We start from the raw sequence: 17,149 nt of genomic DNA, 5'->3' as shown, positions 1-17,149 counted from the left end.
GGACGGCGGGTAGGCTGACGGCCGTGCGTGTTGAATACGGGCGGCGGCAGCGAAGCCACCGCGCGCCCATGTCAGCGGTCAGTGAACCGTGTCGGTCGCCGTGCGGCACCATTGCGCCCGCTCTTGACCGGTGAGTGAGTCCGACAGTTCGATGAAGGTGGCTTCCAGTTCCGGTTCGACGTGACCGGCCACCTCGATGCGACTGAGCAGGTACTGCCTGACCGTCCTGGGCCATCGGCCCTCTCGGTGCGCGGCATTGATGATGCTGGCGGCATCCTGGCGGGTGGCGCCACGCCATATGTCCATCAGGCGGTTTTGGAAATCGTCGAACGACCAACCGTCTGTGCGAACTTCGAATTCATCCAGCAGTTTCAGTTTGTACAGGGCCATGTGCGGCATTGTCGCTCTCCCTCTGCGGCTGTGAAAAGTCCGTGCACGAGGAAGCAAATCATCACCTGCCTTGTAAGAAAATGAACGCGTGGTCCATCACGCCCACGTCAATGTAGGACATGTCCGAGCGCTTAACGCAGCCGCAGGTCCATGTGGGTTGTCTGCCAGACCGGGTCGTCCTCGACCTGCAGCAGGGTGAAGCCCTGTCGCTCCCAGAAGCTGACGGCCCCCGGCAGAAACGGATGGGTATGCAGGTAAAAACGGTCGATTTCTTCGCTTGCCGCTTGCGCCGTCAAGGCCCCGAACAAGCGCGCCGCAACGCCGTGCCGGCGATAGGCAGGCAACACGAACAGACGCACGACCTCGACCACACGCTGGTCACCGTAATCGAACTGGGCAAAACGATTGTCATAGGGCAGGTAGCCGATTACGCCCACCAGGTCTGCGCCTGCCCGTGCTTCGATGAACGCGCCGGCGCCTTGCAGATAGACATCATCAAAATGTTCAAGGTCCGCAGGTTTGGACGCGCTGGCAAGCATCGGAAACAAGTCCCGCCGCGCGGCCTCGACAAAGGCCACGACCTCCTCACGGGTTTCTGGGGTCACGGGGCTCAGGATCAGTTCAGGCATGGGGCAACCGTTGCAGTGAAAGGGCCTGGTTCTACCGCAGCGAGCCCGGCAAGGCAAATGCAACGCTCGTCCAGGACGCGTGCGCACCCCTATAATTGCCCTACTCCACAGCCCACTCAGGCCAAGCCATGCCTCGCCCTTCGAAGTTGCTGCTCATGTTTGCGCTCATCGCCGCGGTCACGGCGTGCGACCAGAAGCCCACGCGTGAAGAACAGATCGTTGCCCAGCTGCCACTGCAGGAGGCTTATGACCACAACATTCAACGCATGGCCGTGCTCCTTGCAGGCAAGCACCCGGACGTGAGCCAAGCCAGCATCGAACAGGTGCTGCGCCGACACCTGACCGTTGACGACCAGCGCCAGGACCTGTTCCGCCTGTACAGCGAACAGAATTTTACCGATGCCGAATTCGCCAGTATCGTCGGCGCCTTGCAGGACCCCGCCAAGGCCCGCGCTTTGGAAAAAACCCCTGAAGGCAAGCGGTTGAGCGAAAAACTCACGGCACTGATGCAGCAAACCGCCGCAGATGCCAAGGTACAGGCGGTGGCTGAACAGCGCATGCAGGACGTGGAGGCAGAACTCCAGGCTCTGGAAAACCCCGCCCCCTGAGCGTCACGCGCTACGCGACGGCTATCGAGGATTGCTTGCCATTCTCCGTATCTGATGATTTCGAGGTCAGGATTGCCAAACACCAAGCATGGATTGCGACTGGACCTGCGCAGGCTCATTCTGGTGCTCTGTGCACTCACTGCACTGGTAATGCTGTGCGCCAGCTATTTTGCCAGCTACCGCGTCCAGCGCCAGTTGCTGATCGATCACGCGCTGGAAGCGAACCGGGTGTACGCCACCAAGCTGGCCAGCATCACCGAAACCTTCATCGGGAACGCCTTGCAGCAATTGCAGTTCAGCGCAGGTGTGCAAGGCCGGCAACTGAGTGACGCCGTGGCCTTGCAGGCTGAAACACACCGCGTGCTGGCGCAGAGCATGGCGTTCAATTCCACCTTCGTGATCGATGCCGACGGCACGTTGCTGTCCGTCTCCCCTGCGCCGCTGCGGCACCTGGTGGGCGGGCGCATGCACTCCCCGGGGGTCGACGAAGCGCTGCACCTGCGGCGTGCGCTGGTCTCTACCCCTTACGTCTCCGCTGCCAACAACTTGGTGGTCACCCTCTCGCAGCCGATCATCGACGAGCAAGGCCGTTACCTGGGCTACGTAGGGGGCACGCTCTACCTGCGCGAACACAACATCCTCAACAGTTTGCTGGGCGAGCATTTCTACAAGGACGGCTCATATCTCTATGTAGTCGACCACCAACGACGCCTGCTCTACCACCCTGATAACCAGCGTATCGGTACCGTCGTGCAGGGCAATGCCTTGATCGACCAGTTGCCAACGCTGCCCAGCGGCACCCTGGCACTCACCAACAGCCAGAACGTCGATATGCTAGCAGGCTTCGCCACCGTGCCCAGTGCCCGTTGGGGCGTGGTCGCCCAGCAGCCACTGTCACGCACCGTGGCACCGCTCAATACCCTGGTCCTCAACGTGATAGGTGCATCGGTGCCACTGGCGCTGGTCGGCAGCCTGTTGCTCTGGTGGCTGGCATTGGTCATCGCTCGGCCGCTCTGGCAGCTCGCCGCCAGTGCAAGGAGGATGGACAGCGCCAACACGGCCGAAGATTTGCACCGGGTGCGTGCGTGGTATTTCGAGGCAGCTGAGCTCAAGCGAGCGTTGTTGTTCGGCCTGAATTTGCTACACGAACGCATTGGCCGGCTGAACCGCGAAGCCCAGACCGACCCCCTGACAGGGCTGGTCAATCGCCGCGGGCTGGAATTCAGCCTGTCGTTGTTAGAGGCTGAAGGCCGGCGTTTTTCAGCCATCGTCATGGACGTGGATCATTTCAAACGGATCAACGACAGCAACGGGCACGACACAGGCGATGCCGTGCTACGACAACTGGCCCATTCGATGCGCCGCTGTTGTCGGGAAGGCGACTTGCTTTGCCGTACTGGCGGCGAGGAGTTTCTGATGCTATTGCCTGGCGCAGACCTGGCTGTGGCAGCCAGTGTGGCCGAGCGCCTGCGCGCGATCATCGAGGACACCCCGATAGCTCCGGTGGGCGACCTGACTGTGTCGCTTGGAGTGGCGCATTGGGAAGGCACAGACGATGCGGCCGGCACGTTGGCCGCGGCTGACAGAGCGCTTTATCTGGCCAAGCAGAGTGGGCGCAACCGCGTTGTCGTGGCCTAGAGCTCCAACCGCCCCGGTCGTTTCTGGCATCCAAAGGTCGTCCTCGACAAAGCAACCCATAAGCGGGGCCGATCTACTGACAACCACAACAAATGATGGCGCGGCTCGACCGCACCACGCTCGTCATGGCTGCCAATGGAAAATCGGAGAGCACCCGCATGTCCGCACCTCACGAGGTATCCCCTGCCACCCTGCGCAGGGTGATCGCCGCTTCGGCCATCGGCAATTTCGTCGAATGGTTCGACTTCGCCGTCTACGGCTTTCTTGCAACCCTCATCGCCAGCCAGTTCTTCGCCAGTGGCGACCCGAGCGTCGCCTTGCTCAAGACCTTCGCCGTGTTTGCCGTGGCGTTCGCCCTGCGCCCACTGGGTGGCATCGTGTTCGGCGCGCTGGGAGACCGCCTGGGACGCAAGCGCATCCTGTCGCTGACTATCTTGCTGATGGCAGGCTCCACCACCCTCATCGGCCTGCTCCCAACGTATGCCAGCATCGGATTGGCAGCCCCCGTACTGTTGACGCTTGCACGCTGCCTGCAAGGCTTCTCGGCCGGAGGTGAATATGCGGGGGCATGTGCCTACCTGATGGAGCATGCACCAAACGACAAGCGCGCGTTCTACGGCAGCTTCGTGCCGGTCTCGACGTTCTCGGCCTTTGCCTGCGCTGCCGTGATCGCCTACGGCCTGGAAGCAAGCCTGAGCACGGAAGCCATGGCCGCCTGGGGCTGGCGTGTACCGTTTCTGATCGCCGCACCCTTGGGCCTGGTGGGTTTGTACCTGCGCTGGCGCATGGAAGAAACGCCAGCCTTCCGTGAAGCACTGGCGCAAGGCAAGGAACATGAGCATTCGCCCCTCAAGCAGACGCTGCGCCACCATGGACGCGCGATACGCAACCTGGGCGCGTTCATCTCCCTCACCGCACTGTCGTTCTATATGTTCACCACCTACTTTGCCACCTACCTGCAACTGGTGGGCAACCTGACTCGCGCCCAGTCATTGCTGGTGACCACTGTTGCGCTGCTGTTCGCCGCCGCGGGTTGCCCGGTTGCCGGCGCTGTGTCGGATCGCATCGGGCGGCGCAAAACCATTGGCTTTACCTGCTTGTGGGTGATGCTGTGCGTGTTCCCGGCCTACTGGCTGGCCAGCTCGGGGTCGATGTTCGGCGCCCTGCTAGGTGTGGTGCTGCTGGCGGTGGGTGCATTGTCCAGCGGCGTTGTAACGGCGGCCCTGCTATCGGAAAGCTTCCCTACACGTACCCGCTATACAGCCTCGGCCATTACCTATAACGTGGCCTACACCCTGTTCGGCGGCACCGCCCCGCTGGTCGCGACCTGGCTGATCGGGCAGACAGGCAGCAGTCTGGCGCCAGCTTTCTACCTGGTCGTCATTGCCTTGATAGCGCTAGTGGGCGGGCTGGCATTGCCGGAAACTTCGCGGATATCGCTGCACGATGACCCTACTCTCGTTGCGACTGGCAGCGCCGGGCAACCCACCGCCTGACCCGTAAGGGCTGCACCGGCGGCTGCACCGGCAACCCCGCATGGCGCCCGCCCTTCGCAGGCGCTTGCTTGACAAAACGCTCAATCTTCCAGGGGCTTGGGCGGTGCACTGGGCTTGGAGGGCTTGGCCGGTTTTGCATCCTTGGTCTTTTCCTGCGCCGCGGCCGCGGCCGGTTCGGATGCCTTGATCGCTTTCTCACTCGCAGGTAGGTCGTCCACCGCCTTGATGATGGCCTGGGGGTCGAGAACCTCCCCGGTGTCATCGTCCTTGAGCATGTGCCGCTCACCGTCCTTGCCAACGAGGATGACCTTGGTGCCTTTACTGGCACCGAGCTTGAGCTCGCGGATCAGTGCCATGGTGGTCTGCTGCTCAAGGTTCTTGTCGCCCTGTTTCCCCATCATCTGGGCGACGCTGTACAGCACGACGTTACGCTCCTTGAAGGCGGCCTGCGTAGCCGGATCCTCCATGGCCTTGGTAATGGCCCTGAGGGTGGGGTCGGCACTGCTAGGTGCGATGATGACCAATGGCCTTGCCTTGCCCAGCTCCTGGGCCAGTGGCCCATTATTGTCAGCCGCAAAAGCCGGGCTCACAGCGGCGAGCAAGGCGGCGAGGGTCAGTGACCGGACGAGCATGCGCATCTCCTTTTTCTCTCGATCAAACAAAGACTACAGACCTTGGAGAAAGGTCCGACGCAGGAGCCTAAACCAACCCACCCGGCAAGGCGCAACTCAAAAGTAACTGGAGGTGTCCACCCTGCCAGGTGGCGCCCTAGATAGCCCATGCATGCCTATGAGCATAGCTCAACACGCTTATCCTGCGCTGGTACGACGGCCTGCTTCACCTCAGGGTGAGATGGGCTCGGCCGCGCTGTCCAGCGCCTGACGCGTGATGGCCAGCAGAAGAGCGCGCTCGCCTGTCTGGCGTTGCTGTGAAATTTCTTCTGTCTGCTGCAACACCTGCTGTTCGCTCAGATCAGGAGCCTCTTGCACAGCCTCCAGCCGTGCATGAAAAGGGGCGTTCATCTCCTCAAAACGCTGCGCATGCACGTTGCGTACGTGCCTGCACCAGAACTCCCGATCCAACAGAGAGTTGGCCAGTTGCTCGCTGGTTTCTGCCTGCAGCACGCGCCTGGCTGCCCGCTCCATATGCGCTTCGGTAACCCCGGCTACCTCCCTGAATGACATGCCGCTGGTGAAGATGGGCAGGTCAAGGCGCTCGCGTAGCGCCAGGCGGTAAGCCAGCACCACCTCGATCTCGTCAGGATCGGCACCATCGGCCTGGCGCCAGCGCACGTCATCCATGGCCACACGCTCGACCTCATCCAAGCGCCACAGCTGCCGCCCCAGGTGCAAAAGAGCCTGTTCCTGATCACCTTGCTGCGCTTGGGCGTCGGCCTGCCAGACCCGCAGGCGCACTTCAAGGTCGCTGAAACGCAGAGCCACGCTGTCCTGACAGGTCAGTTGCTCGGCATCGCTGAACATCGCCACCCTCAGGTCGCTCGAATCTCGCATGGCCCTCAACAGTGTCAGTACTCGGCCGGCGAGATACCGCGCACCAGTGCGGTGCTGAAAATCCGCTGTGTCCATGAGGCGTTCGAGTAGACCGAAGAACTCGCCGGCGTCCTCCATGGCCTGCAGGTGTTCCCAGCAGGCGCCCAGTTCGGTGCGATGGTTCAGGCCGATCGCATCCATCCAGCGCAGTCGCACCAGTCCCATCGCTCGGTCACGGGCGCGGGTAGCGGCCGTGAGCAACGCTTGCGCCAGCCGCTCACGCTCAGCAGCCGACAGCGGATTGCCGCCCAGGTGGACTTCACCCTCCACCCACAGGCGCGATTCATAGAAGTTCTCAGGCAACGCCGTGAGCAGGTTGTCGCGCAAATCGACCACCCGCAGGGATGTACTCTCGAGTAGTTGGTAAGGCAAGCTGCGCAGGCCGGCGCCTGCTATACGCAACTCGTGCAGGTATGTCAGCCCGCCCACCGAAAACGGCCTGCCCAACGGGTTACGTGAGAGGTCCAGATAACGCAAGTTGCTGCAGCAAGCCAGAATAGTGGCCTGCCCCGCATCAAGCACGATCTGGTTGTGTGCCATGTTCAGCGTCCACAGATGTTCCAGCTGCAAGAGCGCCTGGGGAATCCGCAAGAGCTGGTTATCGGGAAGCTCGAGCGACCGAACACTGGTGAATGCACCCAGGAAGCTTTCAGGCAAATGGCGGATGCTGGCGTCGCGCAGTGCCAGTGAATACACATGGTCGAACCCTACCTGGGACGGCAGCTCCGGTAGGCTTTCGGTATGAATGCCAATCATGTCCCAACGATAGGCTTGGATAAGACTGTCGCCGTGCATGCCCTCATCCAGGACGTGCTGCCAGCAATTGCGCAAGGCTCGTCCAAGCGATCGGCGGCGTTGTCGTTCGGCATGGCTAGATCCTTGCCTGGCCCATGTGCGCAACTGCGCGCTGAGGAGCCGGTACTGATCCTCCAGGCGTCGCAACCGTGCTTCGATCCCCCCTGCGGCCGATCGCGCATCATCCAGCCACGCGTCAAGCTGGGTATCGGTATAAGTGGGGTACAGAAACCTCAGCCTTCGCAGGTAGGGGTTCGGCCTGCGCCCTCCACGTCCACTGAGCAGGTACCCCACGCGACCGTCGGCCAAGCGGGTGGGCAATTGCCAGCGGCGGCGAGTCGTGATGCCCAGGAGCTCAGGCAATGCTGCCCGGTGAACCTGGGCGAGCGCAGCGACTTCTTGGCGCAAACATTGGGCGAAAGGCTGATGCAGCCCCATGGAGGTCAGTTGTGCCTGATCATAGGCACTCACGATGGCGTCGAACAGGTCGCCGGGAGGACAGATCTCCTGCGCGAAGGCGTTTCTCACGCTGAAGCCTCGGGTTTCATGGAACAGCTGTAGCTCGGCATCCCCTTCTCCAGCACTGGCCAGTTGTACGCCGTCGGACTGCGCACTTAACAGCCGCCACCGTACATTACCGATGCCGCCAGCTCGATAAGCGAGCAACCCCAGGACCAGCTTGGCCAAATCCGTATCCTGGGACGTCCGCAAATACAGGCTTTCGAGGGCGCGTTGCACCCGAATGTACGAGCTGCGCTGACGGGCAGCTTCGGCCAGTTGCAGTGGCACGCGGCCCGTCTGACGTAGACGTTGCAGGTCGACGCTGCTCGCATTGGCCAACAGCGTCTGTGCCGCAGCGGGGTACAAGCGTGGAAATACGCACTGTAAGGCTTGGATTTCCTGGCTCGAAGGGGGCGTTTGCTGATCCAACAGGTGCTGCATGACTTCGTACCGTTGTCCATCGAGCTGCGCCGCTAGATCCACATTGGACAGCCCTTCGCCACCGGTCAGCTGGACAACCTGCGCCAGCAGGCTCTGATCCTCGGTTACAACGCCAGTGCGCAACTGCACCAGCAGGTTGTCGACACGCTGAGCAAGATGCGCACGGCTGCTGGTGTCGATCAGCGCTGGCAAGGGGTCGGCGCCGCGAATATGCAAACCGCGTAGCTGGTCGTCGTCGAGCGCGTGAATGGCCATGACCTGCTCGATGCGCGTGTCATCGAGTTCTGCCATCGGCCCGCCCAATCGCCTGAACAGGTAATGGGTTGTCGACCAATCGAGGGGGGATTCACTCCACAACCGCCACGCACCTGCACCGTTGTGCTGTAAAAGAGGACCCATACCGTCGCGCGGCAACAGTTGCCACTGATCGTCGGTCGCCCGTTGCTGCACCGGGTAAGTGTGGCCGTCCATGCGGATCCATGCATCAGTGCCTTGGCGGCTGATTCCCTCGTGTTCTGTCAACGCTTGAGCAGGTGGCGGGGCGCTTCGAAACGGCGACAAGTCCTCAGACCACAGGCGCGCGCCGTCATCTTGCACATCGGACTGGACCAGGCCATCAACCCAGGTCGAGCGTTTCCATGCCTTGGCCAAGCCATAACCCGCCCCTGCGGTAGCGCCAATCAGCGTGACTTCAGCGGCCACATGGGTCATATGATTCATGGCCTGCTCCGTCTCGCCCTCATGCCAAGCGTCCACCCCATGGAACACCTCCTTCAGCAACTCCCAAGCAGTCACGGCAAGCAGTACCAAGCCCAACCCAGGTAGCCAGAAGCTGGCCAATCCCAGCAGCGTCCAGCCTTCGGCTGCCAGGCGTTGCTCATGGGCACGCTCGAGCGCTCGATCCAAAGCGTTGACCGGAGGCGCCAGCGTCGCGGCATCGTCCATCACGTGTTGAGCGCGAGCGCTGGCGAGCGTTTCGAACACAGGCTCCGACAAGATGCTCGCCACCGGGTACAGGTCAGCCGTGGCCCAGACCGGCATGTCCTCATAGAACGCCGTTGCGATCTGGCTGAAGAACCGTTGGCTATCACGACGTCGGATGAAACGCGCAAAAAACTGCTGATAGGCAGGCTGGCGCAAGCGTTTGTTCAGCACGGTGCGTTCAAAGCGCTCCAGATTATCGGCAACGCTCCAGGCTCCAAACGGGTCACCCGGGATATACACCAGCACACGCTTGCTCGAGGTGTGGAAAGGTGCCAACGATTCGTCCCGCACATCCAGCACCAGAATCTGCTGCAATGGACAGTCCAGGATCTGCAGACGCTTGGGAATCACCCGATCGCCGTGCAGGTGTCCAAGCCTGCCGCTTTGCCACAAGTCGACCAGCAGTTTGAGTTCGCCAGGGGCAAATACGCCCTGGGCGTCAGCCTTGAATGCATCAAGCAACATTTCGTGCCGGTTCAGCTCGCCCAGTAGCGCTTGCATGGAGGCCGACGTCAGATGGGCGGCCAAGTGCTGCTGATAGAGCGCCCCTAGATCCAATTCCCGGACCCATTGGGCAAACCGAGCGGCACTAAGTCCCGGCACCGCGTTACCTGCCGCGTCATATACGCCGGCCATGGGCGGCAAGATCTGTGGCTGCATCTCTTGAGCGGTAAAATTTCGCAATACGGCTTCGAGCAGCGGTATCAGGTAGTACTCGCGCTTGGTCAAGGGCACCCGCACAGGGAAGTACGTGGCCAGCGGCACCTCGTAAGCATTGCGAAACCACAACTGGTCCACGCCCTGGGTGATACCGAAGCGAGCGCTCAAGGTCTTCTCCAGCAGGGGCTTGGCGAATGCGTCGATGCCTTTGATCGATCCCCACCGCGCCGCCAGACGGTGGCGGCAGGTCAGGCTGCTGTTGAGGGCTTGGCCTGCCTGGGTGACGAATGCCTTGTCGAGCTTTTTGAGCCAGCCCGGCAAGCGAGCAGCGATCAGGCCGTCCTGCCCGGCCTGCTCTGCCAGCTCAAGATCAGTGAGTGCGGTATCCATCAGTTAATCCCGTGAAATGATTGTGCACGGGAGGTTAGCGAGACCTAAGAACAAACCCGTGGCGACGGGGTACTACCTCAGGGTTAAAACAGCAGCATCTGGTCATCGATCAACGCAGAAAAGCTGTCACCCACAAAGGGAAGAATCGCATCGGCGACCGGCTGCAGCTGGCGCGAAAGATAATGGTCATAGTCGATGGGGGCACGACGGTTCTCCAGCGGCTGGGGCCCGGCGGTGGTCATGAGGTAGCTGATCCAGCCCCCCCGCTGGTACTGGAGCGAGCGACCCAGTTGCCGGTTGTAGTCATCGGCAAGCCGTGCGGCCCGTACGTGCGGTGGCACGTTGCGCTGATACTCAGCCAACGGGCGGCGCAGGCGTTTGCGGTACACAAGCGAAGCGTCGTGCTTCCCGCCAAGCATCTGACTGACGTACTCGCGTACGTATTCGCGGTAAGGCTCACCGCGAAAAATTCGCCGGTAGAGCTGCTGCTGGAAGGTTCTGGCCAGCGGCGACCAATCGGTGCGTACCGATTCCAGCCCTTTGTAGACCATGTCTTCGGTGCCATCGGCACGCTGGACGAGGCCGGCATAGCGCTTTTTGCTGCCTTCCTCGGTGCCGCGTATGGTGGGCATGAGAAAACGTCGGTAATGGGTTTCGAACTGCAGCTCAAGCGCGCTCTCCAGACCAAGCGTCTGGCGCAGGTGCTCGCGCCACCACCGATTTACCTCGCTCACCAGTGCATTGCCAATCTGCGCAGCCGCCGCTTCATCGTGGCCGGTCTTGAGCCAAACGAACGTCGAGTCCGTATCGCCGTAGATCACGTCATACCCGCGGGCTTCGACCAGCGCGCGGGTCTGGCGCATGATCTGGTGCCCGCGCAACGTGATCGAGGAGGCCAGACGCGCGTCGAAAAATCGGCAGCCGCTTGAGCCTAATACACCGTAGAAGGCATTCATGATGATTTTCAGCGCCTGTGACAATGGCGCATTGCAATCCTGCTTGGCTTGTTCCCTGGCGCGCCACACACGTTCGACGATCGCCGGTAGACAGTGACGTGTGCGGGAGAAACGCGCCCCTCTGAAACCCTCGACCGAACGCGCGTCATCTGGCTGTTGCAGCCCTTCGGCGAGGCCGACAGGGTCAATCAGAAATGTGCGGATGATCGAGGGGTACAGGCTCTTGTAGTCCAGCACCAGCACCGAATCGTATAGCCCAGGTCGGGAATCCATGACGAACCCGCCGGGGCTGGCTTCTTCGGGGCGGCTGCCCAGGTTGGGCGCGACGTAGCCCTGGCGGTGCATGTGCGGCATATACAAGTGGCAGAAGGCAGCCACCGAGCCACCGCTGCGGTCTGCCGCCAGGCCCGTGACCGAAGCACGCTCAAGCAGAAACTCCAGCAACCGGGTGTGGGCAAAGATGCGTGTGACCAGTTCACAGTCCTTGAGGTTGTAGCGGGCCAGCGCAGGCTTGTCCTCGGCGAACATGCGATTGATTTCATCCATGCGCTGGTAAGGAGTGCTGATGGCCTTGCCGTCACCCAAGAGGGTTTGCGCAACATTCTCAAGGCTGAACGATGGAAAACTCCACGTTGCCGAGCGCAGCGCTTCGACGCCGTCGATCACTAACCTGCCGGGCACATCGATGAAGACATGGCCACCGCTACCTGACGCGCGCAGAGTCATGGGCGCCCCGCCCCTGCCCAGGTCCATGGCCACTTGTAGCTTTTTGCCGTGTTCATGCAGCAGGCGCAGATCGAACTGCACCACGTTCCAGCCGATGATCGCGTCCGGGTCGTGGCGCGCTATCCAGTGGTTCAGGCAGTGCAGCAACGCACTGCGATCGGCGCAGTAGTGCAGGTCGAAGTCAACCTCACTGGCGTCGCCGTTGGCTGGGCCAAGCATGTACACCTGGCGCTGTCCGCAGCCTTCCAGGGCAATGCTGTACAACTCTCCCCGCTCGGTAGTTTCGATGTCCAGCGACACCAGGCGCAGCGAGGGACGGTAGCTGCCGTGCGGCTTGAGCTGGGCATCGCAGAGCACGCCCCGCTCGTCCAGGCGTCCAGCGAACTGCACAGGGGCTGTAATGAAGCGCTCCATCAGGTAGCGCTCCGGTGGCCTGACATCGGCCTCGTAGACGTCGATACCTGCGGTACGCAGCCGTTGTTCCAGCTGCAACAGCTGCCGGTAGTGCCGGCAGTACAGCCCTACCACTGGGCGTTGATCGAACGTCTTCAACCCAAGCGGGCGCAGCTCTGCATCTGGCTCGTCGGCCAGCAGCAGCTGCGCGTGCGCTTGTTGCGCCTGCGGGACGAACGCCACGTTGACCTGGGGCGCCAGTCTCACTTGCCGAGGGCCCTGATCGGTGGCCAACCACAGCTCCACGCACGTGCCTGCCTGCGTGTCGTACCAGTGCCGGGTCAGGACGAAGCCCTGCTGCAAATCCACTGCCGCGCCCTCTGCATTCGTTGATGATGACAAGTGTAACGGGTGGCCCCCGGCGCACCGGGCCTGGCCTGTGAGACGACAAGATGCTCCGGCATCCAAACCCACGGCGCCCACCGTCGGTGAAGTGGCTGCGCTTGCCGTGTGCGGTACAGCGGGCTCAGCTGTACAGGTAGTTGATGTCCTTGAGCACCAAGGGAGGCACCTGACCGAGGAGAAAATCTCGCAATTTTTGCATCTGACGGGCCTTGGGGCTGTTTTTCAGCCAGGTCATGTAGTAGCCATCCCCAGTTGCCACGGCCTGTTTGAACGGCGTGACCAGGCGCCCGGCTGCCAGGTCGGCACTGGCCAACACCAGATCGACCACGGAGATGCCCAGGCCCTGCTGAGCGGCAGAGATACCTTGATCGAGCGTGTCGAACACCTGGCCCTGGTCGATGCTGACATCGAGGGCATCCATGCGCGCCAACCAGCGCCGCCAGTCGCGCCGATCAGGCGAGGGATGCAGCAATTCACAACGGTTCAGGTCCGACAGCGCAGGTTGCGCCTGTCCCATGTAGTCGGGGTGGCAGACGGGAATGAGCCACTCGTCGAACAGCCTGAAGCTCTCCACATCGGCCGCGAAACGGCCGTTGGCCAGCAAGATGGCGCAATCGTAGGGCTCAGAATAGAAGTCGACGCTGTCGATATCCATCCACACGCTCGAGAGCTGCACAGTGCAGGTGTCTTCGTGTTTCTTGAAACCGTCCAGTGCCCTTAGCAACCAGCGCACGGTGAGCGTTGAAGGCGCCTTCAAACGCAGGCCGTAGCGATCCTGGCGCAGCAGCGCGCAAGCGTTTTCGATGATCTTGAAACCGACCTTGAGCTCTTGAGAGAGCAGGCGTCCGTGCTCGGTCAGGCTCAACTTGGGCCCTCGCCGTTCGAACAAATCGCAGCCGAACATGCCCTCGAGGGTCTTGATATGGTGGCTGACTGCGCCTTGGGTCAGTGCAAGCTCTTCCGCCGCCTTGGTGAACGAACCATAGCGGGATGCGACCTCGAACGCACGCAGTGCATGCAAGGCCTGAATCCTTTCCGACATTGACGCCTCCTGACTATTAGCAAGACTAATAGTAGGTCATAGTTTCACGCGTTTTACAACCTGCTGATAGTTCTAGAAAATGCATTAAAAAAACATACATAACCTAGATCCTGCCTGAAACTGCGTAGATCGTTCATCAATTAAAAGTTTGGGGAAACCATGTTTACGGGATATGGACAATGCTATCGCCTGGATGCGTTTGAGCAGACCCTCGAACATGCGTGCATCGAACCACACTGGACAACCGCTGCACTGCAACACTTTCGCCATACCGTTGCCAATCCGGATTTCCCCTGCCTGTTCGGGCGCAAGGCGGTCAATGCGCAAACTTGCTACGTTCTTTTCGCCAGCGCTGAACAACTGGCTGATGACATCGCTCAAGGGCTGGCCAGCTATGTCGGGTTGATGGATCCGATTGCGCCTAAGCTTCGCATCGGCCACCCGTTGGTGGCGTTTCTAGAAACAGTGACCGACATGCCGCTCGCGCAACAGCAGGCACTTGCCTGGAAGGTGCTGCAAGGCGTTCACGCACGAGATCCCAACCCCTGGCCCCAGACAGTGCCGGCCGACCCCGCAAACAGCGGCTGGTCGTTCTGCTTTGCCGGCATGCCGCTGTTCATCAACATGAATTTCCCGGGCCACCAGCAGATGAAAAGCCGCAACCTGGGCAAACACATCACATTCGTCATCAATCCGCGCGAGAACTTCGACGAAGTGGCCAATGTCGCCACCACGAGCGGCCAGCGCATCCGCGAGCGCATTCGCCAGCGGGTCGGCCACTACAACGACGGGGTAATGCCTGACAGCCTCGGCTTCTTCGGTGAAGCGGATAACTTTGAGTGGACGCAATATCAATTACAGGAAACCGGTTCGTTGAACCCGGCACGCTGCCCTTTCCATGCCCGGACCGCAGTGCCTGCCACCCCCGACAACATGATCGAGAACTGACGTGAATACCGCCCTGACTGCCTCCTACGCCCTTACCGTCCTGCTGCTGATCGCCACTCCAGGTCCGGTCGTGGCATTGATCGTCAATACCGCAGCCGCTTCTGGCTCACGCAAGGCCATTTTCACGGCCTTGGGCACCAACTGGGCCTCGCTGGTACTGATCGGCGCAGCGGCGTGGATCATCCTCACCAGCGCGGCCATCGACAGGGCGTGGCTTAGTGCCATGAGCCTGTTGGGTTGCCTGTTCATCGGCTATATCGCCGTCGGCACGCTCAGGGAGGCGCTCGCAAGCCCGCAGCCAGACCAACGGCCCGAAAGCGCCAAACCCGTGAGCCGCGGGGGGCTGTGGCAAGGCTTCATGGTGGGGATCTCCAACCCCAAGGACATCATTTTCTTCATCGCCTTCTTCCCGCAGTTCATCCAGATCACCGAGTCGTTCGGCAAAAGCATGGTCGTGCTTTCACTGCTCTGGATCGTGATCGACTTCGCCGTGCTGAGTCTTTATATCTTTGCCATCGGCAAGATCGCGTCAGCGCGCAGCCAACGATTCATCAGCCTTGCGTCCGGCGTGGCATTGCTGTTGATCGCCATCGGCGGGCTTTTGTACAACCTCAAGGAGCTTACCGCCTAGCCCCTTGCCTGAGGCGCTGTCTTGCCAGGAGACCCGATGTCCACTCCCAGTCGCCAAGGACTTGCGCCTTTGCAGCTTGAGTACCAACAGCTGCTTGCCCAGGCCACCCAGTGCGCCACCCAACGCGTTCGGGTGCACGAAACCGGGTTCAGCTCGGCCGTCGTCAACACCGACGCCTTGGGCCTTCGCTACAGCCATTTCAACGGCCGGCGGTTTTCGGTGGCTGAACGCGACAACACCGCGCGGATCAATCTGCTGGTCGGAGGCTCGGTGGCGATGGGCATCGGCGCCAGTTCCGATGAATACACCGTGGCCTCGCAGCTGTCGGCGCTGACCGGAGAACTCTGGCTGAGCCTGGCCGGCTGCGGGCTGGATGCGAGCCAGGAACTTTTGATGTTCCTCACTCATGAGCACCGCCTGGCACCGCTGGGACATGTGGTCATACTCAGCGGACTCAACAGCCTGGCACACGAAGCGCTTTGGGACATCAGCGCCTGCTCACATGAGCCTCAGCAGATCAATGACTGGCAAACGTCGCTGGCCGGTTCAGAGCAAGCCCAGGCAGCACCACAGCCTGGCCTGAGCCTCTGGCAGCGGCTGAGCCAGGTGCTGGCACCTCCGGCCGCCGCGCCTCGGCCACGTCGGCCCTTCGAGGCACTTTCCCCAGCAGAAAAACGCACCGCCCAGGCAGCCGACCATATTGCTCGCTCAGTGCAGCAATGGGATCGACTGCTAGGCAGCGCTCACACTACCCTCACCTTCATCCTTCAACCCCTGGTGCACTGGTGTCGCGATACCCTGCCAGCGGGTGAGCAGTTCATGCTCAGCGCACTTCAGCAAACGCCAGGGAACATCGACCGCTTGCTCGAAGGCGTTTTCGATCGCAAGGTGCATGCGGCATTCTTTCGCCGCATTCGCGAACAAGCCGCACCGGTGCCCTGCTTCGATATGAACTGCATGCTCGACAGCTCGCCAGCCTTCGGTTCGGACCTGTTCATCGACCGCTTGCACCTCAACGACATGGGGCAGACCGCGCTGGCCAACGTGATCACGGCCAAGCTCGGCCTTGCCCGGGAAAAACCACTGTCCGCGAGCACTCTATAGTGCTCTACTGATTGACAATCGTCGGGTGGTCTTTCGGACGGCCCTGTTGCATGGATAGAATAGTCCGTCGTTCCGATTGCCTGAGGCGTACGCTTGACTGTCATGAATAGAGAAGCCGTCCATCCTTGCCTGGCAACTGGCGAGGCGAGCCTGTGAGTCGCTTGCCGCAGATGGCGCTGATGCTGGCCGCGCTGCTGCCTACGGCGGGGCACGCACTGGAAGTGTCCATCGACCCCCATGCCGATCTGCTCTACCGCCAGGCACTGCCTCTTCTGGAACAGGCAGATACTCAAGAGGACGAAAGCGTCTTGCGCACAGCCCTGGATAGCGACCCAGAGCTGCGGCGCCAGGGGCAGGCCATGGCCCACACGTTGCCGACTGCGGTGGCACTGCTCAAGAAATCGGTCGCACTCGGCCACCCAGTCGCGCAGTACCGTCTGGCGCTTTACTACATGACTTACTTGCCTGCCGCGCAGATACCCGACGCCGCCTGCCCTCTGCTCCAGGCAAGCCTCGACCAAGGGTTTGCGCCGTCGGCACCAGCCATTGCCACCTGGTGCCCACCTTACAACGCCAGTGCCCAGTACCGCGCCGCACTGGAGGCCGTACCGAGCATGGCAACCCTCTATGCGCCCTACTATCCCCAGCCTGCCACCCGCATGGCCTGCAGCCGCAGCCAGCCCCAGGGCCTTGAGATGCTATGGGGGCGACAGCGCGATTATCAGGCCGAGGTCTACCGCCTGCTGGGTGATCTGGATCCGCAACATCGCCACTCATTGCTGCAAAAAGCGGTAGAGACCAATGGCTGTGTAACGGCGCAGCAGCATTTGACCAGCCGGCCTTGACCCCCGGCCGCCGGGGG

At 61.5% G+C, this 17,149-nt stretch carries 13 protein-coding genes; 7 read left to right on the top strand and 6 right to left on the bottom strand.

Annotated elements, in window-relative coordinates:
* Positions 1-78: 78 nt before the first annotated feature.
* The gene (locus ACF8R3_RS06260) at positions 79-399 is read right to left on the bottom strand and encodes a hypothetical protein (RefSeq protein ID WP_058637345.1); all 321 of its coding nucleotides are present in this window, start codon (positions 397-399) and stop codon (positions 79-81) included.
* A 122-nt stretch (positions 400-521) separates the two neighbouring features.
* Positions 522-1,019: a GNAT family N-acetyltransferase gene (locus ACF8R3_RS06255; protein WP_196121638.1), complete on the bottom strand. Its 498-nt coding sequence runs from the start codon at positions 1,017-1,019 to the stop codon at positions 522-524.
* 128 nt (positions 1,020-1,147) lie between these two features.
* Here ACF8R3_RS06255 and ACF8R3_RS06250 point away from each other — a divergent pair, with 128 nt between their 5' ends.
* The 3 genes from ACF8R3_RS06250 (at position 1,148) to ACF8R3_RS06240 (ending at position 4,761) form a co-directional block, all read left to right on the top strand.
* Positions 1,148-1,627, top strand: coding sequence for a hypothetical protein (locus ACF8R3_RS06250; RefSeq protein ID WP_058637347.1), 480 nt, complete (start codon positions 1,148-1,150; stop codon positions 1,625-1,627).
* A 72-nt stretch (positions 1,628-1,699) separates the two neighbouring features.
* Positions 1,700-3,265, top strand: coding sequence for a diguanylate cyclase (locus ACF8R3_RS06245; RefSeq protein ID WP_392515232.1), 1,566 nt, complete (start codon positions 1,700-1,702; stop codon positions 3,263-3,265).
* A 158-nt stretch (positions 3,266-3,423) separates the two neighbouring features.
* A complete protein-coding gene (locus ACF8R3_RS06240; RefSeq protein WP_078479434.1) occupies positions 3,424-4,761 on the top strand; it encodes an MFS transporter in 1,338 nt (445 codons plus the stop codon).
* An 80-nt stretch (positions 4,762-4,841) separates the two neighbouring features.
* Here ACF8R3_RS06240 and ACF8R3_RS06235 read toward each other — a convergent pair whose 3' ends face one another.
* The 4 genes from ACF8R3_RS06235 to ACF8R3_RS06220 all read right to left on the bottom strand — a co-directional run bounded on the left by ACF8R3_RS06235 (position 4,842) and on the right by ACF8R3_RS06220 (position 13,604).
* Positions 4,842-5,393, bottom strand: a complete 552-nt coding sequence (locus tag ACF8R3_RS06235; protein ID WP_145255305.1) for a DUF4174 domain-containing protein — start codon at positions 5,391-5,393, stop codon at positions 4,842-4,844.
* 210 nt (positions 5,394-5,603) lie between these two features.
* Positions 5,604-10,082, bottom strand: coding sequence for an NEL-type E3 ubiquitin ligase domain-containing protein (locus ACF8R3_RS06230; protein ID WP_392515230.1), 4,479 nt, complete (start codon positions 10,080-10,082; stop codon positions 5,604-5,606).
* 83 nt (positions 10,083-10,165) lie between these two features.
* Positions 10,166-12,526 carry a DNA polymerase II gene (locus ACF8R3_RS06225; protein ID WP_078478771.1) on the bottom strand — a complete coding sequence of 787 codons (2,361 nt, stop codon included), beginning with the start codon at positions 12,524-12,526 and terminating at the stop codon, positions 10,166-10,168.
* Positions 12,527-12,683: 157 nt separating this feature from the next.
* A complete protein-coding gene (locus ACF8R3_RS06220; protein WP_058603856.1) occupies positions 12,684-13,604 on the bottom strand; it encodes a LysR substrate-binding domain-containing protein in 921 nt (306 codons plus the stop codon).
* Between the two features lie 159 nt (positions 13,605-13,763).
* Here ACF8R3_RS06220 and ACF8R3_RS06215 point away from each other — a divergent pair, with 159 nt between their 5' ends.
* From ACF8R3_RS06215 to ACF8R3_RS06200, 4 genes are all read left to right on the top strand, one after another.
* On the top strand, positions 13,764-14,552 hold the full coding sequence (locus tag ACF8R3_RS06215; RefSeq protein ID WP_196124757.1) for a YqcI/YcgG family protein: 789 nt from the start codon (positions 13,764-13,766) through the stop codon (positions 14,550-14,552).
* 1 nt (position 14,553) lies between these two features.
* Entirely contained in the window at positions 14,554-15,183 is a 630-nt protein-coding gene (locus tag ACF8R3_RS06210) for a LysE family translocator (RefSeq protein WP_058637354.1), read from the top strand.
* A 36-nt stretch (positions 15,184-15,219) separates the two neighbouring features.
* On the top strand, positions 15,220-16,287 hold the full coding sequence (locus tag ACF8R3_RS06205) for a hypothetical protein (protein ID WP_392515228.1): 1,068 nt from the start codon (positions 15,220-15,222) through the stop codon (positions 16,285-16,287).
* A 170-nt stretch (positions 16,288-16,457) separates the two neighbouring features.
* Complete coding sequence (locus tag ACF8R3_RS06200; RefSeq protein WP_230375053.1) at positions 16,458-17,132, top strand: sel1 repeat family protein; 675 nt, start codon at positions 16,458-16,460, stop codon at positions 17,130-17,132.
* Positions 17,133-17,149 lie beyond the last annotated feature (17 nt).

Source organism: Pseudomonas sp. FYR_7, assembly GCF_043106155.1.
Taxonomy (GTDB): domain Bacteria; phylum Pseudomonadota; class Gammaproteobacteria; order Pseudomonadales; family Pseudomonadaceae; genus Aquipseudomonas; species Aquipseudomonas parafulva_B.
The sequence above is the reverse complement of the archived record's forward strand: the minus strand, read 5'-3'. Positions and strand labels throughout refer to the sequence as shown.